The 19,669-nt window shown below is 60.8% G+C and carries 17 protein-coding genes; 10 read left to right on the plus strand and 7 right to left on the minus strand.

Annotation, left to right across the window (positions count from 1 at the left end; genetic code table 11):
- Window positions 1-49: 49 nt before the first annotated feature.
- Genes KBP52_RS26185 through KBP52_RS26195 form a run of 3 tightly spaced genes read right to left on the minus strand, consistent with a single transcriptional unit; the run spans window position 50 to window position 5,008 of the window.
- The gene (locus KBP52_RS26185; RefSeq protein WP_212621286.1) at window positions 50-1,954 is read right to left on the minus strand and encodes an ATP-binding protein; all 1,905 of its coding nucleotides are present in this window, start codon (window positions 1,952-1,954) and stop codon (window positions 50-52) included.
- On the minus strand, window positions 1,951-2,883 hold the full coding sequence (locus KBP52_RS26190) for an ABC transporter substrate-binding protein (RefSeq protein ID WP_077574111.1): 933 nt from the start codon (window positions 2,881-2,883) through the stop codon (window positions 1,951-1,953). The genes KBP52_RS26185 and KBP52_RS26190 overlap by 4 nt, the downstream gene beginning before the upstream one ends.
- Window position 2,884: 1 nt before the next feature.
- On the minus strand, window positions 2,885-5,008 hold the full coding sequence (locus tag KBP52_RS26195; RefSeq protein ID WP_212621287.1) for a TonB-dependent receptor: 2,124 nt from the start codon (window positions 5,006-5,008) through the stop codon (window positions 2,885-2,887).
- 196 nt (window positions 5,009-5,204) lie between these two features.
- Between KBP52_RS26195 and KBP52_RS26200 the strand changes: the two genes are divergently transcribed.
- The 9 genes from KBP52_RS26200 to KBP52_RS26240 all read left to right on the plus strand — a co-directional run bounded on the left by KBP52_RS26200 (window position 5,205) and on the right by KBP52_RS26240 (window position 13,375).
- Window positions 5,205-6,230 (plus strand): NAD(P)H-dependent glycerol-3-phosphate dehydrogenase, encoded by a 1,026-nt coding sequence (locus KBP52_RS26200; protein ID WP_077574109.1) that lies wholly within the window; start codon window positions 5,205-5,207, stop codon window positions 6,228-6,230.
- 32 nt (window positions 6,231-6,262) lie between these two features.
- Entirely contained in the window at window positions 6,263-6,610 is a 348-nt protein-coding gene (locus KBP52_RS26205) for a DUF4389 domain-containing protein (RefSeq protein WP_008087808.1), read from the plus strand.
- Entirely contained in the window at window positions 6,607-7,059 is a 453-nt protein-coding gene (gene sixA, locus KBP52_RS26210; protein WP_007917466.1) for a phosphohistidine phosphatase SixA, read from the plus strand. The genes KBP52_RS26205 and sixA overlap by 4 nt, the downstream gene beginning before the upstream one ends.
- Before the next feature lie 210 nt (window positions 7,060-7,269).
- Window positions 7,270-8,925, plus strand: coding sequence for an AMP-binding protein (locus KBP52_RS26215; protein ID WP_212621288.1), 1,656 nt, complete (start codon window positions 7,270-7,272; stop codon window positions 8,923-8,925).
- Window positions 8,926-8,956: 31 nt separating this feature from the next.
- Window positions 8,957-9,400: a hotdog fold thioesterase gene (locus KBP52_RS26220; RefSeq protein ID WP_077574107.1), complete on the plus strand. Its 444-nt coding sequence runs from the start codon at window positions 8,957-8,959 to the stop codon at window positions 9,398-9,400.
- 274 nt (window positions 9,401-9,674) lie between these two features.
- Entirely contained in the window at window positions 9,675-10,481 is an 807-nt protein-coding gene (locus KBP52_RS26225; RefSeq protein WP_212621289.1) for an alpha/beta hydrolase, read from the plus strand.
- On the plus strand, window positions 10,478-11,332 hold the full coding sequence (locus KBP52_RS26230; RefSeq protein ID WP_123594404.1) for an alpha/beta hydrolase: 855 nt from the start codon (window positions 10,478-10,480) through the stop codon (window positions 11,330-11,332). The genes KBP52_RS26225 and KBP52_RS26230 overlap by 4 nt, the downstream gene beginning before the upstream one ends.
- 115 nt (window positions 11,333-11,447) lie before the next feature.
- On the plus strand, window positions 11,448-12,254 hold the full coding sequence (locus KBP52_RS26235) for a DUF4892 domain-containing protein (protein WP_212621290.1): 807 nt from the start codon (window positions 11,448-11,450) through the stop codon (window positions 12,252-12,254).
- A gap of 68 nt (window positions 12,255-12,322) precedes the next feature.
- On the plus strand, window positions 12,323-13,375 hold the full coding sequence (locus tag KBP52_RS26240) for an AI-2E family transporter (RefSeq protein WP_212621291.1): 1,053 nt from the start codon (window positions 12,323-12,325) through the stop codon (window positions 13,373-13,375).
- An 82-nt stretch (window positions 13,376-13,457) separates the two neighbouring features.
- On the opposite strand, the gene KBP52_RS26245 is transcribed toward KBP52_RS26240, so the two are convergent.
- The 4 genes from KBP52_RS26245 to KBP52_RS26260 all read right to left on the minus strand — a co-directional run bounded on the left by KBP52_RS26245 (window position 13,458) and on the right by KBP52_RS26260 (window position 18,618).
- Window positions 13,458-14,759, minus strand: coding sequence for an IS4 family transposase (locus tag KBP52_RS26245; RefSeq protein ID WP_212623166.1), 1,302 nt, complete (start codon window positions 14,757-14,759; stop codon window positions 13,458-13,460).
- A gap of 961 nt (window positions 14,760-15,720) precedes the next feature.
- Window positions 15,721-16,575, minus strand: a complete 855-nt coding sequence (locus tag KBP52_RS26250; RefSeq protein WP_212621292.1) for an EF-hand domain-containing protein — start codon at window positions 16,573-16,575, stop codon at window positions 15,721-15,723.
- Window positions 16,576-16,807: 232 nt separating this feature from the next.
- Entirely contained in the window at window positions 16,808-17,857 is a 1,050-nt protein-coding gene (locus tag KBP52_RS26255; protein WP_212621293.1) for an ATP-binding protein, read from the minus strand.
- Window positions 17,857-18,618: a response regulator gene (locus tag KBP52_RS26260; RefSeq protein WP_007917450.1), complete on the minus strand. Its 762-nt coding sequence runs from the start codon at window positions 18,616-18,618 to the stop codon at window positions 17,857-17,859. The genes KBP52_RS26255 and KBP52_RS26260 overlap by 1 nt, the downstream gene beginning before the upstream one ends.
- 284 nt (window positions 18,619-18,902) lie before the next feature.
- On the opposite strand from KBP52_RS26260, the gene pyrF reads away from it, so the two are divergent.
- The gene (pyrF, locus tag KBP52_RS26265; RefSeq protein WP_185036818.1) at window positions 18,903-19,601 is read left to right on the plus strand and encodes an orotidine-5'-phosphate decarboxylase; all 699 of its coding nucleotides are present in this window, start codon (window positions 18,903-18,905) and stop codon (window positions 19,599-19,601) included.
- The last annotated feature ends 68 nt before the right edge of the window (window positions 19,602-19,669 follow it).

Raw genomic sequence — 19,669 nt, forward strand, 5'->3', positions numbered from 1 at the left:
GCCGCACTTTCGCTTTTCACGCCAGTCGCAGATGGTCGAAAGGCCCACACTACGACACCCAGCGCTGCAGAATCTGCTGCAGATCATTACGTTTGAACGGCTTCGCCAGATAATCGTTCATGCCCGCCGACAGACAGGTCTCGCGGTCGCCCTGCAAGGCGTTGGCGGTCAGCGCAATGATCGGCACCTCACTGCGTCCGGGCAGCAGCCGGATCTGCCGGGTAGCCTCGTAGCCATCGATGATCGGCAACCGGCAATCCATCAGAATCACCTCAAAGTCGCTGCCCTCGGCACTGCGCACGGCTTGTGCGCCATCGGTGGCAACACTGACAGTAAAGCCCAGACTGCGCAGCATCGCTTCAATAACTGTCTGGTTCACCGGATTGTCTTCGACCAGCAAGACATTGCGCCCTTCACCATGCTCTTTGCCGTTCAGTGCACGCGGCGCAGCCAGTGGCGGCAGCGCCTGCTTATAGAGTGCCAGCGGAATTTCCAGGGTGAACACCGAACCGCGACCTTCCTCGCTCTGCGCGCGCAAGGTGCCGCCCATGCGTTCGGCCAGCGTACGGGCAATCGGCAGACCGAGACCGGTGCCGCCGTAACGCCGTGAAATCGAACTGTCGGCCTGCTGGAAGGCGTTGAACATCAATTCCAGACTTTCAGAAGAAATACCGATGCCGCTGTCACGCACCGAACAGGTGAACCACAGCAGTTCGTGATCCAGCGACTGCCACTGCGCCTCGATGCTGACCCGACCTTGCTCGGTGAACTTAAGCGCATTGCCGACCAGATTGACCAGAATCTGCCGGATCCGCGTCGGATCGCCCTGCACCTGCAAACCGCGCATGTCATCCGGGATGCGCAGATTCAGCGCCAGCCCTCGCTGTACCGCGCTGTGCTGGAACGACTGCGCGCAGGCGCCGATCAGTTCGGCGAGGTTGAACGGGATGTGCTCCAGTTCCAGCTCCGAACGCTCGATGCGCGAGAAGTCGAGAATATCGTTGATGACTTTCAGCAGGTGTTCGGTGGACTCCGAGGCGAGGGCGGCGTATTCGACCTGCTCCTCGGTCATCTCGGTGGTCTCCAGCAATTGCAACATGCCCAGCACACCGTTCATGGGCGTGCGCAGTTCGTGGCTCATCATCGCCAGAAAGTCGGATTTGGCGTTGTTGGCCTTCTCCGCCTCTTCACGGGTCTGGATCAGTTGCGCCATGGCTTGATGCTGCTCGCGGCTGGCCTGTTCCAGCGCCTGGGCGAGGTTGTTGATGTGCTGCGACAGCGCGCCCAGTTCGGTGTCATCGACGATCGGCAGCGGGGTTTTATAGTCGCCGTCCTGAATGGCTTTGACCGCATCGCCGATATTGCGGATCGGCTGCGACAGGCTGCCGGCCAAGCGCCGCGCCAGAACGAAGGTAAAGAGCAGGGCGAACAGCGCGAGAATCCCGGCCTTGAGCAGGATCTCCTGCTGGCGCTGGCTGAAGGCATCATTGGACAGACCGACGATCACCCGCCCCAGATAGTCTTCACTGGCCCCACCATTACTGACTTTGCCGTCCTGAAAGAAATCATTGTGCAGGGCGATGCGTTGCAAGCGTACCGGTGCCTGAAACACTTCGACCTGATGCGGTCGACCGTGCGCCGCCGCGGGTTGTTCGACGTACACCAGAATCCGGTTGGCGCTGTCCTGGACTTCGAGAAAACGTACGTTGGGCGTGGCCAGTGTGGCTTTGAGCAGGCTTTCCAGCACTTCGTTGTTGCCGGAAATCACCCCGTATTCGGTGGCGGGTGCCAGTTGGTTGGCGATCAGTTGGCCGGTGTGGTTCAGCTCCTGGCGCAAATCCTGAATGCGCACGAAGGTGAAGAAGCTGATCAACAGCAGGGTCAGCAACAACGCCGGGCCGAGGCTGATCAGCTGGGTGCGGGTATTGATGTCCCAACGGCGACGGAAACTCATGGGCGGTGTTCTCCTTCAGCCAGCGCGCTGGCGACAGACGCTTCATTCAGCGGTTCGATACCGAGTGAACGAGCGACCTGCGCATTACTTGAGACTTTAAAACGTGCGGGGTAGAGCGTCCGCGGCCAACTGGCCGAGGGTTGGTCGAGCAATTGATCGAGCATCGCCAGCCAGTCGTTCTGATCGCTGTACGTGCTGGCCAGGCTGCCGGCGCGGACGAAAGCAATGTTGGGACCGACCAGCGCGACTTGCCGTGAGTAGCTGCTGAGCAGCAGGTTCTTCGCGGTTTTCGGGTTGTACAGATCGGGATCGTCGAGCCCCAGCAGTACGTCGCTGTTCTTCAGCACGGTTTGCAGGGGACGGCTGTCGTGGGTGTTGTCCCAGCGCTCGCTGACGATTTGCAGGTTCAGCGGCGCGGCGGCGAGATTCAGTTCCTTGAGGAGGAATTCGCTGTGCTCATCGAACAACACGCCGATCCGCCGGGCCTGGGGCAGAATGCGCCGGATCAACTGCAACTGGCGGCTCAGCGGCGGATCACTCCACAGCAAACTCAGGTGTGCCGGTTGCGTGCTGCCGAGACGCTGGCGAGCCTGCAAGCGACTGATGCGCAGCACCAGCGTCGCCGGGCCTTGGGTTTCTTGCAGACGCCAGTCGAGGCTCGGCAGATCGAGCAGAATCAGGCGCAGACTGGCGGGCAGTTTGCCCGGTGCCGGCAGACTGGCCAGCGGTTGGAAACGCACATTGTCGGTCGGGCGCAATTCGCTGAGCGCCTGGACGAACGCTTGCACGCCGGGGCTTTCCTCGGCTCCGGTCAACAGAATATCCGCGGCCTGCACCGCCACGCCGTGCAGCCAAGCGGTCAGAAACAGACACACCCCGGCCAGCCAGTGGCCAAAGGTTGGCATCTTCCGTGACGGCCCGTAGCGCATCCTAGAACTCCAGCTCGGCGCTGAAATACATCACTCGACGTTCGTCGTAGTTATTGTCGACGAAGGTGGTCGGCTCATGGTCTAGACGCTGTTGCAGCACGCCAGCCAGTTGTAACTGCGCTTTGCCCAGCGCGATGCGTTTGGCGATGCGCGTGTCGACCCGCTCGAAGCGGTAACCGTTGAGTGCATTGTCGCCGTAATAGAAGAGGGCGCTGTTCCAGCCGTGGCCCCAGTCGCGCAGCCAACCGGCCGAACCGCTGTTACGCGAAGTGAACTGCTGATCCAGTGGGTTACTCGCCTCGGCATCGACAAAGGCGTAGGTGAAGCGCAAGCGGTCGGCCAGGCTCACGCGCCAGTCGAGCTGGGTTTCCGTGCCGCGAAAACGCGAGCTGTTGGCGTTGCTGGCGATGTACTGGTTGTTACGCAGCGGCTCGCTGATCATCCCGGTGATCTCGTCGTAGAACAGCTTCACATCCACAGCCAGACCCAACTCGGCGAAATAGCCGTTGTAGCCCAGTTCCCGTGAACGCATGTGCTCCTGATCGAGATCGCCCGGCCCCCGCGTCTTGACGAAGTAGCGCGCCGAAGACTGGCCGTAGGCGGAAGGGTGCAGGTTGCTGACCTGATAGCTCCAGTTGACGTTGTTCTCGAACATGTCCGGCGAGCGGATTGCTTCCGAGTACACCGCACGCAGGCCATGGCGCGGGTTGATCAGGTAATTGACGGCAAATCGCGGGGTCAGCGAACTGCCGATCAGTTGCGTGTTTTCAAACATCGCACCGCCCTGCAACAACCAGTGTTCCGTGGCACGCCATTCCAGTTGGCCGAACGCGCGCCACGTGGTGTCGTCCAGCGTGCCATTGAAGTAGGTTTCGGAGTCGGCGCGGTCGTAACGATAGTTCATGCCGCTGACCAGGCGCAGGCTGTCGGACAGGCTGAGGGTGTCTTGCAATTCGAGGTCGTAGCGCGATTCCCGGGCGCTCTGGTCGATGTCGCCGCACAGGGTTCGGCTGGCGCCGTTACGCCATTGCTCGAGCACCTGATTGGCCAGGGCCATTTCCTGCGGTGTGCCGGGCGCCGCGCCGGGGCCGGTGAACCGGGTGATGTTGCGCGCCAGACGTTCGGTGTAATTCGGGTTGAGCTGCCACAGTTGCGTCAGCTCGGGGCTGAATGACACCTCGGCATCGCAGGCGCGCCAGGTTTGCTGGCGATCCCAGTGTTGCGCCGAGCCTTGTATATAAAGGCTGTGTTCCGGGTTGATGTCGAGGTTCCAGCGCACCGAACCGGCGTAATCCTTGGCCACCACGTCGGAATTATTCCCGGCGGCGGTAATCCCGGAGAACACCGGGCGGTAGGTGTACGGTCGCTGGTTGGTCCCATCCTTGGCGTTGACCTGCCAGTCGAGGCTCTGGTTATCGCTGAGGGTGTGGGTGACCGCAAGACTGAAACGGTTCAAGCGGCGGCTGTCACGGTAATCGGCACCGCTGCGATCGCTGTCGAAGCCATCGTCTTCCTGGCCAGACAACGACAGGCGCAAATCACCGCCATTCCAACCGGTGCCCTGGCTGGCATAAAAGTCATTGATGCCGCGCTGGCCACGGGTGTACTTCAGGCGTGTGCCGTGGCTGTCCGCCGGGTGGCGGGTGATGATGTTGACCACTGCCATCAACGCGTTGGCACCGTAACTGACGGTGTTGGGGCCGCGAAACACTTCGATGCGCTCGATGTCTTCCATGGCCACCGGAATATCGCTCCAGTCCACCGTCGACAAACCGGCGCGGTACACCGAGCGGCCGTCGATCAGCACTTGCATGCGCCGCGCTTCGCTGGCGTTGGTGCCGTGGTAATTGACCGCTGCCTGATTGCCATTGATGTTGCCGACCATCATCCCCGGCACCAGCCGCAGCAGTTCGCTGATGTCGCGGGCACCGCTGGCGTTGATCAGTTCGCTGTCGAGTACGGTCATGCTCCCCGGCACCTCCGCCGGCGTCTGTTTCAGGCGCGTGGCCGTCAGCACCTGCGGCAGCGCTTCGCTGTCGACAAACAGATCGTCCGCCTGCAAAACCGGGCTGAACAGCAGCGCCAGCAACAGAGACGAACGCGGAGGAAGAGAACCGACGGACACGACACAGCCTTGAAAGCAAAGAATTGGCGCGCATGTTAACCGAGGGCAGTGACTTTTCCAGTCACGTTGCAGGCATTTTCCTAGGTTTTATCGGTCTTCTTCCTACAAGTGTCGGTAATTGTTGCGGGGGCTGGCCGCGACCGGGTCGCCCCGTATAATGCCGGCATCGCCACTGGTATGGATTAACGGATTGCATATGACTGAACAGCGCCCGATTGCGGTCCTGGGAGGCGGAAGTTTTGGTACCGCCGTGGCCAATCTACTGGCCGAGAACGGCCATCAAGTCCGGCAGTGGATGCGTGACCCCGAGCAGGCCGAGGCCATCCGGGTCAACCGCGAAAACCCGCGTTACCTCAAAGGCATCAAGATTCTGCCCGGCGTGACTGCTGTCACCGACCTGCAGGAAACCCTCGACGCCTGTGATTTGTGCTTTGTCGCGCTGCCGTCCAGCGCGTTGCGCACAGTGCTCGCCGCCCACGCCGAGCGCCTGAGCGGCAAGATGCTGGTCAGCCTGACCAAAGGCATCGAAGCGCAGACCTTCAAACTGATGAGCCAGATTCTCGAAGAGATCGCCCCGAATGCGCGCATCGGCGTGTTGTCCGGGCCGAACCTGGCGCGGGAAATTGCCGAGCACGCGCTGACGGCCACCGTGGTCGCCAGCGAAGACGAAGAGCTGTGTAAAGCCGTGCAAGCCGCGCTGCACGGTCGTACGTTCCGCGTTTACGCCAGCGCCGACCGTTTCGGTGTCGAACTGGGCGGGGCGTTGAAGAACGTTTACGCAATCATCGCCGGCATGGCGGTGGCACTGGAGATGGGCGAGAACACCAAGAGCATGCTGATCACTCGCGCCCTCGCCGAGATGACCCGCTTTGCGGTGAATCAGGGCGCTAATCCCATGACCTTCCTCGGTCTGGCCGGTGTCGGCGATCTGATCGTGACTTGTTCGTCGCCGAAGAGTCGCAACTATCAAGTCGGTTTTGCGCTGGGTCAGGGCTTGAGCCTCGACGAAGCGGTGTCGCGCCTCGGTGAAGTCGCCGAAGGGGTCAACACCTTGAAGGTGCTCAAGGCCAAGTCGCAGGAAGTCGGCGTCTATATGCCGCTGGTCGCCGGGCTGCACGCGATCCTGTTCGAAGGACGCACGCTGGAGCAGGTGATCGGTCTACTGATGCGGGCCGAGCCGAAAACCGACGTCGATTTTATTTCCACCAGCGGTTTCAACTGAATCCAGCTTTATCTACGGACAGGAAGCAAGCCATGAACGATCCGAAAACCGAAGCCAAGTACGAGTCCATCCTCCTGCGCGTGTTGTGGATGATCGTCTATGTGCTGGTCTGGCAAGTGGCGCAGTTCATCCTCGGCGCGGTGGTGCTGGTGCAATTGATCTATCGTTTGATCTATGGCGCCCCGAGCGCCAGCCTGATGAATTTCGGCGACAGCCTGAGCCAGTTTCTGGCGCAGATCGGCCGTTTCGGCAGTTTCCACAGCGACCAGAAACCCTGGCCGTTCGCCGACTGGCCAACGCCGCGTACTCCGGAAGGTGAAGCGCCGCACGCCGTTGCCCCGGCGCCACATCCGGTTCGAGATGAGGAACCCAAGCTATGAAACTCTGGGTATTGCGTCACGGTGAAGCCGTGCCTTATGGCTCGTGCCCCGACTCCGAACGGGAACTGACCGAGCACGGTCGCAAAGAGGCCTTGAGCAGCGCCGCCCGGTTGATCGGCCAGCCGCTGACGGCAATCTACGCCAGCCCTTATCTGCGTGCGCAGCAGACCGCGCAGATTGTTCGCGAAGCGTTGGGTTTCGAGCCGGAGATTCGCACGGTCGAGTGGCTGACGCCGGAGGTTGATCCGGACAAGGTCACCGATCAACTGGTGTCGGTGAGCAATGTGCTGCTGGTCAGCCACAACCCGTTGGTGGGCAATCTGCTGAGCTATCTGCAGCATGGCGCCGGGTATCCGCCGGAGAAGGTCAGCACCGCCGGGTTGGCTGAGCTGGAAAGCCCGGAACTGCTGATCGGCTCGATGACCCTCAACAGCCTCAAACACCCCTGAGGTTGTAAACACCGACCCCTGTAGGAGTGAGCCTGCTCGCGATAGCGGTATATCAGTCGCTATTTATGTCGACTGACAACCCGCTATCGCGAGCAGGCTCACTCCTACAGGTACCGCGTACACCATGAAATTATTTGTTTGAAAATTCCAACCAAGCACTTGCTTGGTTGACTACGCTTGCTCCAGACCCGAAAAACAGGAGCGAGTCGCATGTCTGCCGCCTTCCGTTTGCCGCTGGACGTGTTCTACGAACGTGAAGCCCGGCACCCGCGCCAGCGCTTCCTCGTGCAGCCCATTGGCGGCGGCCAGGTCGAAACCCTGAGCTGGGCCGACGTCGGCCATCAGGCTCGCTGCGCCGCGCACTGGTTGCGTGCTCGCGAGTTGCCGCAAGGCAGTCACATCGCCCTGATCTCGAAAAACTGCGCGCACTGGATCATCGCCGACCTGGCGATCTGGATGGCCGGGCACGTCTCCGTCCCGTTGTATCCCAACCTCACCGCCGACTCCGTCGCGCAAGTACTCAATCACTCGGAAAGCGTCCTGGCCTTCATTGGCAAACTCGACGATTGGCCGGGCATGGCCAAAGGCGTGCCGGCCGATCTGCCGACCATCAGCCTGCCATTGCACCCGCCCGGGGATTTCGATTTCAGCTGGGCGGACTTGCAGCGCAGCTCACCGATTCAGGACGATCCACGTCCGGCGGCCGAGCAACTGGCGACAATCATCTACACCTCCGGCACCACTGGCCTGCCCAAAGGGGTGATGCACAGTTTTGCCAATCTCGGTTTCGCTACCACGCGCGGCACCCAACTGTTCGGGCTTAACCAGAGCGACCGGCTGCTGTCGTACTTGCCGCTGTGCCACGTCGCCGAGCGCATGTTCGTGGAACTGGCGTCGATCTACACCGGGCAAACCGTATTCTTTGCCGAGAGCCTCGAGACGTTCATTACCGATCTGCAGCGTGCACGGCCAACCGCAATGTTCGGCGTGCCGCGCATCTGGACCAAATTTCAGATGGGGGTGTATAGCAAGATCCCGGCGCAGCGTCTGGAGTTTCTTCTCGGTCTGCCGTTCATTGGCAAACGTGTCGGGCACAAAGTGCTGGCGGGGCTGGGGCTGGATGCCTTGCGTGTCGCGCTGTCCGGCGCCGCACCGGTGCCGCAGACATTGCTCGCCTGGTATCGGAAACTCGGCCTCGATGTGCTGGAGGTCTACGGCATGACCGAGGGCTGCGGTTATTCGCACATCTGCCTGCCGGGGCAATACAAGCAGGGCTGGATCGGCAAACCGTGCCCCGATGTCGAAGTGCGTATCGATGAGTCGGGCGAAGTGCAAGTGCGCAGTCAGGCAAACATGCTCGGCTATTTCAAGGAGCCGCAGAAGACCGCCGAGACCCTGACTGAGGACGGCTTTCTGCGCACCGGCGACAAGGGCGAACAGGATGCTGAAGGGCGCCTGCGCCTGACTGGCCGACTCAAGGAAATCTTCAAGACCAGCAAGGGCAAATACGTTGCCCCGGCGCCGATCGAGAACCGTTTAGCCGTGCATTCACGCATCGAGCAGGTGTGCGTGGTCGGTGATGGCTTGAGCGCGCCGTTGGGTTTGTGTGTGCTGTCGAGCGTCAATCAGGAAGAGGGCCGGGCGAGCCTGCATTCGAGTCTGGAAAAACTCCTGGAGGAGGTCAACGCCGTGCTCGACAAGCACGAACGCCTGCGCCGGTTGGTGGTGGTCAAGGACAGTTGGGCGGTGGAAAACGGCTTCCTCACGCCGACCTTGAAGATCAAGCGCAACGTCATCGAAGACACCTATGGCGCGCGTTTCGAAGAATGGAGCGAGCGCAGCGAGGCGGTGCTGTGGCAGGATTGAGCGACCCCTAAAACAACAAAGGAAGTCTGCGATGAGCCTGTGGCGTACCACTCCGAACATCGAGCAGTTGAACGCGATCCAGAAGAACACCATCGGCGAAGTGCTGGACATCCGCTTCGAAGCGTTCGACGAAGAATCGCTGACCGCGAGCATGGTCATCGACCATCGCACCCATCAGCCCTACGGTTTGCTGCACGGCGGTGCATCGGTGGTGCTGGCGGAGTCCGTCGGTTCGATGGCCAGTTACCTGTGCATCGATGCCAGCAAGTTTTATTGCGTGGGGCTTGAGATCAACGCCAACCACTTGCGCGGCTTGCGCAGTGGCCGGGTGACGGCGGTGGCCAAGCCGATTCATATCGGCCGTACGACCCATGTTTGGGATATCCGTTTGACCAGTGATGAAGGCAAGGCCAGTTGTGTGTCGCGGTTGACCATGGCGGTTGTGCCGTTGGGTGAGCAGCCACCCTCACCCTAACCCTCTCCCAGAGGGAGAGGGGACTTACCGGGCTGGATGTTCGAGTTGCGCCGACCTGAGTTATCGAGCCGAACTCAGGTTTTGAAACTCATGCAAATCTGCTCCCTTCCCCCTCGCCCCCCTGGGGGAGAGGGCTGGGGTGAGGGGGTAGCGATCCGACTGACTCACCATAGCCCTGAGCGGACTGTCATCATTCCTGGCAGTTACGGTCATTGCTGCCGGACGCGGTCTTGCGGACAATCAACGCACGTTTCCCGCTCATGGATTTGCCCGTATGTCGCAACCAATCTTTTTCGCCCACGCCAACGGGTTCCCCTCGGGCACCTATGGCAAATTGTTCGCGGCGCTGGAGCCCGAGTATCGGGTTGCGCATCTGGAGCAGCATGCCCATGACCCGCGTTTCCCGGCAGATGACAACTGGTACAACCTCGTCGACGAGCTGATCCACCATTTGCAGCAGCAGGATCAACCGGTGTGGGGCGTCGGTCATTCTTTCGGCGGCGTGCTGCACCTGCATGCAGCTTTGCGTTGCCCGGAGCTGTATCGCGGCGTGGTGATGCTTGATTCGCCGGTGCTGACCCGCACCGATCAGTGGGTGATCCGTGCCGCCAAGCGTTTTGGCTTCATCGACAGACTGACCCCGGCCGGCCGCACCCTCGGCCGGCGTGAAGAATTCGCCGATCTCGACAGTGCGCGCAGCTACTTTGCCGGTAAAACACTGTTTCGCGGTTTCGATCCGGAATGCTTCGATGCCTACCTGCAACACGGTTTGCACCAGGTCGGCGACAAACTGCGCCTGCGTTTCGATCCGGCTACCGAGATCAGCATCTACCGCGGCGTCCCGCACACCAGCCCCGGTCGTACCGGTCAATTGCAAGTGCCGCTGGCGGTGGTGCGCGGGCACACGAGTCGTGTGGTCATGCGTCATCACACCCGTTTCGTTTCGCGTCTGGCCCAAGGCGAGGCACTGAGCATGCCCGGTGGCCACATGTTTCCGCTTGAGCGACCGCAGGACACCGCACGGTTGTTGAAGAATCTGTTTACCCGTTGGCAAAACCGTCAGGACAAGGATTGCGCATGAGCCCGACTTTCGAAGAAGTGCGCCTGAGCCTGCCGCATATCGAACTGGCCGCGCATTTGTTCGGGCCCGAGGACGGTGTGCCGGTGATCGCGCTGCATGGCTGGCTCGACAACGCCAACAGCTTTGCCCGTTTGGCGCCGAAGCTCAAAGGCTTGCGCATCATCGCGTTGGACATGGCCGGGCACGGGCATTCCGGGCATCGGCCAAACGGCGCCGGGTATGCCCTGTGGGACTACGCCCATGACGTGCTGCAAGTCGCCGAGCAACTGGGCTGGAAGCGGTTCGGTCTGCTCGGGCATTCCATGGGTGCCATCGTGTCCATGGTGCTGGCGGGTTCGTTACCGGAACGCATCAGTCATCTGGCACTGATAGACGGGGTGATTCCGCCTACAGACAAAGGCGAAAATGCGGCCGAGCGCATGGGCATGGCCCTGCAAGCGCAGCTGGATCTGCGGGAAAAACGCAAACCGGTCTACAACACCCTTGACCGCGCCATCGAAGCGCGCATGAAAGGTCTGGTCGCCGTCAGCCGTGAGGCGGCTGAATTGTTGGCCCAGCGCGGCCTGATGCCGGTGCCTGGTGGCTACACCTGGCGCACCGACAATCGTCTGACCCTGCCATCGCCCCTGCGCCTGACCCAGGAACAGGCAATGGCTTTCGCACTTCGGGTCAGTTGCCCGGCGCATCTGGTGGTCGCGGCTGACGGCATGCTGGCCAAACATCCCGAGTTGCTGGAACGTCTACCCTTTAGCCGGGAACAGTTGGCGGGCGGGCACCATTTGCACCTGAACGATGAGGCCGGGGCGGATCTTGTCGCAGACTGTTTCAATCGCTTCTTCGCCATTCCTTGACTTGCTGCGGGCAACTGTCGAGGCTGGGCGGGTTGAAATGGGAGACAACCACGATGGATTACTACACCGCTACGACCTCGAATTACCCAGTCACGCCGATCCGATGAGCCTGACTATGCGGTCACTCAGTCTGTTGGCACTGTGCTGTTTCAGTACCGTTTCGTTCGCCGCCGATGTGCCGGGCAGTCAGGATCTGCAGATCGTGCCGCGTCTGGCCGATGCACAGATCGTCGACTATCGACCTCCGGTTGAACTGGAGCGGATCTATCCGCTGGGTTCGATCCGCAAGATCAGCGGGCAACTGCGTTTCGACGGCCAGGTCACCGCCCGTGGCCAGACCACTTCAGTGACCTACGAGTTGCCACCCGAACACTCCGCCAACGAAGCCTTTACCGCCGCTCGCGAGGCCCTGCAAAAACAGGACGCCGAATTGCTGTTCTGGTGTCAGGCGCGTGATTGCGGGGAAAGCAGCCTGTGGGCCAACGAGGTGTTCGGTAATTCCAAATTGTACGGTGCCGACGAGCAACAGGCCTATCTGCTGCTGAGGCTGGCGGCGCCGCGCGACAACACGCTGGTGGCGCTTTACAGCATCACCCGTGGCAACCGCAAAGCCTATCTGCATGTCGAGCAATTCGAGGCGGTTGCTCCGCTGGGTGAGCTGCTGCCGACCTCGGCGACCCTGTTGCGTCAACTGAAAAGCACCGGTGAGCTGGATTTTCCTGATCGCGTGAATGAGCCGGATGACACCTGGCTACGTCTGATTTCCCGTGGTCTTAACCTTGATACGACGTTGCGCGTGACAGTCTCCGGGCCCAAGGCCGAAGCCTGGCGCCAGGCGTTGATCAATCAGGGTGTGCGCGCGGCACGCATGGAAACCGGCAGTGTCGAAGGCTCTGGCCTGCGCATCGATCTGTTGCGATAAGCTGTTTCGGCGAGCACGCGCGGCGTGTTCGCCTACTCTTTGCCTGACTGACTTTTTCGAGACCTCACATGCTCAATAATGATCGCCTGCTGGTGCAGATCCTGCTGCTGGTGTTGTTTGGTGCCAGCCTGTGGGTGATGGCGCCGTTCTGGTCGGCGCTGTTCTGGGGCGCGGTACTGGCGTTTGCCAGCTGGCCGCTGATGCGTCTGTTGACCCGCTGGCTCAATGGCCGTGAGTCGCTGGCTGCAGGGATTCTGACGCTGGGCTGGATGTTGCTCGTGGCCGCGCCGCTGGTGTGGCTGGGGTTCAACGTGGGGGATCATGTGCGTGATGCCACGGCGTTTATCAAGGATGTGCAGGTCGATGGTCTGCCGGAAGCGCCGGTGTGGCTGGGGACTGTACCGTTTGCAGGCGAGCGCCTGGTCGGGCTGTGGAACAGCATCGATCAGCAAGGCGCCGCATTGATGGTGTCGATCAAACCTTATCTGGGGCAGGTCGGTAACTGGCTGCTAGCGCGGAGTGCGCAGATCGGCGGCGGGATTCTCGAGCTGACCCTGAGCATTGTCTTTGTGTTCTTTTTCTATCGTGACGGGCCGCGACTGGCGGCATTTGTGCACAGTCTGCTGGAGCGTTTGATCGGGGATCGTGCCGGGTATTACATCGAGTTGGTGGCCGGTACGGTGCAGCGGGTGGTCAACGGGGTGATCGGCACGGCGGCGGCGCAGGCGGTTCTGGCGTTGATCGGGTTTTTGATTGCCGGGGTGCCGGGGGCGTTGGTGCTGGGGATTGTCACCTTCCTGTTGAGTCTGATTCCGATGGGGCCGCCCTTGGTGTGGGTGCCGGCGACGGCCTGGCTGGCGTGGAAGGGTGAGTATGGGATGGCGGTGTTTCTCGGGATTTGGGGGACGTTCATCATCAGTGGCGTGGACAACGTGCTCAAGCCGTATCTGATCAGTCGCGGCGGGAATTTGCCGTTGGTGATTGTGTTGCTTGGGGTGTTTGGCGGGTTGATTGCGTTCGGGTTTATCGGGTTGTTTATCGGGCCTACGTTGTTGGCGGTGGCTTATAGTTTGTTGACGGACTGGAGCAAGAGTCAGGGGCGGGTTGAGGAGCGGCGCTAGCGGGTTTGGGTTTTGGGTTTTGGGTGAATATCCGTTGCTGCGGTAACGGCGGCTTAGGGTTCCGCCCTTACGGCCATCCCTTTCAAGGTCTTTTCGTTTTGGCAGCCTTGATAACTCTGTCCGTTGAAACATGAGCATGGACCGCTGTGCCTTGAACCCATGTCTTGGGTTTAGGCACCTTGGGACCGCGGGGGCTTTTCGCAACTTGTTTGGGCTGGATGTTTCTGGCCAACTCCAACAGGCGTTGGGCCAGTTGCTCCAGAGGGACAACGGGAAGATATTCTGAGGGCAGTGCAATCTGCATTCCCTCATAACCACTCCTGACCTGAACCGCCAAGTGATAGATGGAAGCTTCCCATCCTTCAGGTTGAGTCTCCCGGTGAGCTTGCTCGACACTTCGTTTGAGGACGGCCAGGACGTTGTAGGCCAATACCGCAGTAGCGAACCCGAGCAAGGCAGCCTTCGGGCTGCCAAGGGTTTCGATTTCACTTTCCAGAATCGCTTCCAGTCGCTGGAACATACCTTCAATGCTCCAGCGGCGGCGATAGAGCTCTGCGATCTGCTGTGCACTGACGCTCTGGGGTAGGTTGCTCCAGAACATCAAGCTGCTGTCTCCCGAGTCCGTTGGAGAATGAAGCGTCAGCTCGACCCGCCGACATTGGTAACCGCCTCTGACCTGGATGATCTGCTCGCGCACAGTGCCTGTTTCCACAGGTACCGGCTCTTGCCACTCACCTTCTTGAATCAAGCGTGGATGCTTGGCTTGCTGGCGAATGACAAAGGACGTCTGGGCCTGCTCACAAGCTTCCATGACCGGGAGCGTGCAATAGAGTCGATCAGCCAGCCACACCTGGCCCGGCTCGGCACTGGCCAATAGAGGCAGCACACACACTCGCTCGCTTGCGTAGGCATCCTCACACGCCTGAAGGTCGATGACCTGATCCAGGTCCGGGTCGTAAGCCACCACCGAAAAGCCGGGACGAGCAGCACCGCGCTCGTGGCGTAAAGCCCCCAAGCGTTTCTCAGTAGATGCCAAGTGATTACCATCCACTATCCGAATCTGCCAACCCGGCAGCATCGTCGTGCAACCCAGCTCTTTTATGGTTGGAGTCAGGCGTTGAGCGCAGCCCGTAACCAGGGCGCGCAACAGCGCCGGCTCGGTACGACTGATCTTGTCGTAGAGAGCCGCCAAACTGACAGGAAGATCTTCCAGTTGCCGCGCGGCGGCGTGCAGGGATGGCTTCAGGCCCAATGAAACAAGGGACATCAGCTTGATGATGGTCGAGAACAGCAGCTCACGAGAATACTGCCGTTGCCGATGCTCTTCGAAAACCTGATCGACCCACTCAGGGGCAATAGCCTGCTCCAGAGCCAATTTAGCCATGACACTGGCAGGTGCTTTTTTCTCGAAACGCGCTAGAACATCGGCCCACATCGTTTGGGGATCCCTGAATGAAATTTCAGGGGATTTTACCGAAGACCTTGAAAGGGATGGCCCTTACGGCGGGTCACTTTTGGCAAACGCCCGGAATGCCGGCCCAGCCAAAAGTAACCAAAAGGGCTTGCTCCTGCGTGCGGCCCGCTCGCTGGGGCTCGGGGTTCCTTCGCTGCGGGATCGATCCGGGCGCAGCGCCTACGGTTTGCTTCGCTGCACCTCCTCTCGCTGTGTTTGGCTGCGCCAAACGGTCGCTGCGCTCCCACGCCCGGATCAATCCCTCCACTCAGCCTTCCGACGTCGCCCGTGGATCAAGATCAAGAGCAGGCGAGCTGACACTCGGCCTATTGAGTGGTGAAGAGCGGGTGTTCGACTTTGGTTTTGTGGTGGATTCGCCCCTCACCCCAACCCTCTCCCGAGGGAGAGGGAGCCGATGGTGGGCCTCTCAAAATTTGCGTTCAACTCGGTATTTCACGTCGCCGTATCTCTCGCAATCACCTCGGTCAGTCCCCTCTCCCTCTGGGAGAGGGTTAGGGTGAGGGGCTTTTGATCTGTTTCAGAATCTGAGTTCGACTCGGTATTTCACGTCGCTGTAGCTCTCCCAAACACCTCAATCAGTCCCCTCTCCCTCCGGGAGAGGGTTAGGGTGAGGGGCTTTTGATCTGTTTCAGAATCTGAGCTCGACTCGGTATTTCATGTCGCTGTACCTCTCCCAAACACCTCAATCAGTCCCCTCTCCCTCCGGGAGAGGGTTAGGGTGAGGGGCTTTTGATCTGTTTCAGAATCTGAGTTCGACTCGGTATTTCACGTCGCTGTAGCTCTCCCAAACACCTCAATCAGTCCCCTCTCCCTCCGGGAGAGGGCTAGGGTGAGGGGCTTTTGATTGTCCGCGGCAAATAATGGCGTCGACTCAAGTCGCCACATTCAAATACTTGCCCACTGACGCCGTCTTCTCCAGCGAGTACTGCTTGCTCAAATTGGCAATCATGCGGTTCAGCGCTTCAGTGGTGCTCTGGGTCGAAGCGGTCTGTTCTTCGTCAGGTCGTTCACGCCCAGCCTGTAAAGCCGCTTTCAGTTCATCACTGCTCACGCCGCCACTGCTGTCGCTATCGAGCACCTTGAGCAGCGCGGCGCTGGTGTCGGTGCTGGTCGTTTCGGTGCTGTTGTTGCTGGTTTGCAGTGCGCTGCTCAGTTCTGTCGCGGTCACGCTGCCGTCGCCATCGGCGTCGAGTTGGCTGAACAGCTCGTCGCTGTTGATTTGCGGGGGAGGTGGCGGTGGTGGGGTCAGGCTGGCGGTGAGTTCGTCCTGACTGACGGTGCCGTCCTTGTTCTTGTCGAGTGCGGAGAAGAGTTCGTTACTGTCGGCAGTGCTGCCGGCGCTGGTCAGGCCGCTGCTCAGTTCGTCGTTGCTGATGGCGCCGTCGCCATCGGAGTCGAGGGCGCTGATCAGGGCGTCCGCCAGGTCGGTGTCGGGGGCTTGATCACCGGGCGGCGGCGGGGGCGCCATGGCGGTCATTTCTTCGGTGCTGAGGCTGCCGCTGGCGTCGCTGTCCAGATCGCCGAATTGCTTGCTCAGGTTGACCAGCAGGCCGTCGTCGGATTTCTGCGACAGGGCACTTTTCAGTTCGTCCTGGTCCACCGCGCCGTCGCCGTTGCTGTCGAGTTTGGCGAACAGTTCTTTTTGCAGTTGCTGGCTGCGGGCGTTTTGCGTGGAGGTGCTGCTGGTGCTGGTATAGCTCGTGTAATTGCTGACGCTACCGATCATCGGACTCACTCCCTGGAATGGCAAACCGGTGGGTGTACCGGCTTATGCAGCGTCAGGGCGCTAGTTGTCGGGGGTATGTGGGGTTTGTACCGATGGGTACACAGACTGAAATTTCACCTCCACCCCCTGTAGGAGTGAGCCTGCTCGCGATAGCAGTGTGTCAGTCAAAGCAACTCTCACAGATAAACCGCTATCGCGAGCAGGCTCACTCCTACAAGGGGATGTGTGTTTCTCAGGGGCGCGGCAGGCGGATGATGGCGGTAAGGCCTCCGCCCGGGGTTTCTTCAAGATTGAGCTGGCCACCCAAGCGTTGCGCGGCCTCGCGAGCAATGGTCATCCCTAGCCCCACACCGCCGGAGTTGCGATTGCGCGAGCCTTCCAAGCGATAAAAAGGCTCAAACACCGCTTCACGCTTGTCTTCGGCAATCCCCGGGCCGTGGTCGATCACGCGGATCAGCAGTTGTTCGCGCTGATCCTGCAGTTCAATCCGCGCCTGCCCGGCGTAACGCAGGGCGTTGTCCATCAGGTTATTGATGCACGAGCGCAGCGCCATCGGTTGTACCGGCAGCGGTGTGCAATGGCCGCTGACGTGCACGTCGGCACCTTGGTCCTGAGCGTTTTCGCACAGTGACTCGACCAGCGCCTGCACATCCATCAACTGCAAGGCTTCGCTGGTGCGTTGTTCGTGCAGGTAGGTGAGCGTGGCGTCGAGCATGCCGATCATGTCATCCAGGTCTTGACGCATCTGGCCTTGCAGCTTTTCGTCGCTGATATTTTCCAGGCGCAGTTTCAGCCGAGACAGCGGCGTGCGCAGGTCGTGGGATACGGCACCGAGCATGCGTGCGCGCTGCTGCACCTGTTCGCGAATGCGCCGTTGCATCAGGTTGAAGGTGTGCGCCGCTTGCCGGGCTTCGCGCGGGCCGGACTCGTCGAGCGGCGGGCTGTCGAGGTCTTCGCTGAGGCGTTCGGCGGCGTCGCTCAGGCGCTGGATCGGGCGACTGAGCAGTTTGGCGCCGTACCACGCCGCGATCATCAGCGTGATGAACTGGAAGGTCAGCGGCACCACCGGCCCACCGAACCATGGGCGCGGGGGCCGTGGCGGGTAGCGCGTGTCCTGCGCCATCGGTTGGCCGTCGGCGCCTTGGGAGAACTCCGGAGGTGGCGGAGGCGGAGGCGGGCCATAGAGGCGGAACCAGGTGAAAGCCAGCAGGTGCGCGAGGACGATCGCCACGAACAGCACGCCAAACAGGCGGCCGAACAGCGTGTCGAAGCGCGCCCGCATCAGCCGATGTCTCGTGCGTCGAACAGGTAACCTTCACCGCGCACGGTTTTGATCAGCTGTGGGGCTTTCGGGTCGTCACCGAGTTTCTGCCGCAGGCGCGATACCAGCAAGTCGATGCTGCGGTCGAACGCTTCAATCGAACGACCCCGGGCCGCGTCGAGCAATTGTTCGCGGCTGAGCACTCGGCGCGGACGTTCGATAAACACCCACAGCAGGCGGAATTCGGCGTTTGACAGCGGCACTACCAAGCCATCGTCGGCGATCAACTGACGTAGAACGCTGTTCAAGCGCCAGTTGTCGAAACGGATGTTGGCCCGTTGTTCGGTTCGGTCATCGCGCACCCGACGCAGAATCGTTTGAATGCGCGCGACCAGTTCGCGTGGCTCGAACGGTTTGGCCATGTAGTCATCAGCGCCCAGTTCCAGGCCGATGATGCGGTCGGTCGGTTCGCAGCGAGCGGTGAGCATCAGGATCGGGATGTCCGATTCGGCGCGCAGCCAGCGGCACAGCGACAAGCCGTCTTCGCCGGGCAGCATCAGATCCAGCACGACGACGTCGAAATGCTCGGCGAGCAGCGCCTGACGCATCGCCGCACCGTCGGTGACGCCACTGGCGTGGATATTGAAACGGGCGAGGTAATCGATCATCAGCTCGCGGATCGGCACGTCATCGTCGACGATCAGCGCACGAATGCTCCAGCGCTTGTCGTCTTTAGGCTCATCCGTCGCGGTCATTTGGGTGTTGTGCATGAGGCTGTTCATCTGCCAGTAGGCCGCCAACCACAAAAGATGGGCTGCGAGGTGGTGGTTTCAGCATAGGCGTCCGGCCGTGAGGCGGGAAGTGCTGATGTAAGGACGTGTTGCGGCTGGCGAGGCTAGCGCGGGTGCTTGTTGCTGGCATGTCGGTTGTGTATCGGATTCGACACAATAGCAGCGAGCGCTATGCTGATCACGGTCGGCGCGACGATTTACCGATCATCGGGTGCCGCGCCGCCGCCGGTTCCGCTACAATGCGCGCCGATTTCGACCTGCCTGAGAGCCCATTCATGTCCGCCTGCCAGACTCCTATCATCGTCGCCCTGGATTTCCCCACCCGTGACGCCGCACTGAAGCTGGCCGACCAGTTGGACCCGAAACTGTGCCGGGTCAAAGTGGGCAAGGAACTGTTCACCAGTTGCGCCGCAGAAATTGTCGGCACCCTGCGTGACAAGGGTTTTGAAGTATTCCTCGACCTGAAATTCCACGACATTCCCAACACCACCGCGATGGCCGTGAAAGCCGCTGCCGAGATGGGCGTGTGGATGGTCAACGTGCATTGTTCCGGTGGCCTGCGCATGATGGCTGCTTGCCGTGAAGAGCTGGACAAGCGTAGCGGCCCGCAACCGCTGCTGATCGGCGTGACCGTGCTGACCAGCATGGAGCGCGAAGACCTCGCCGGTATCGGTCTGGATATCGAACCGCAAGAGCAGGTTTTGCGTCTGGCTGCGCTGGCCGAGAAGGCTGGCATGGATGGTCTGGTGTGCTCGGCGCTGGAAGCCACGGCACTGAAAACCGCACATCCGTCGCTGCAACTGGTGACCCCGGGGATTCGTCCGGCCGGCAGCGCGCAGGACGATCAGCGCCGCATTCTGACCCCGCGTCAGGCGCTGGATGCCGGTTCCGATTATCTGGTGATTGGCCGTCCGATCAGCCAGGCGGCGGATCCGGCCAAGGCATTGGCGTCGGTTGTCGCCGAAATCGCCTGATCAGGCACCGCAAAACTCTGTAGGAGTGAGCCTGCTCGCGATAGCGGTGTGTCAAACAACGTTAATGT

Source organism: Pseudomonas sp. SCA2728.1_7 (assembly GCF_018138145.1).
GTDB classification, from domain to species: domain Bacteria; phylum Pseudomonadota; class Gammaproteobacteria; order Pseudomonadales; family Pseudomonadaceae; genus Aquipseudomonas; species Aquipseudomonas koreensis_A.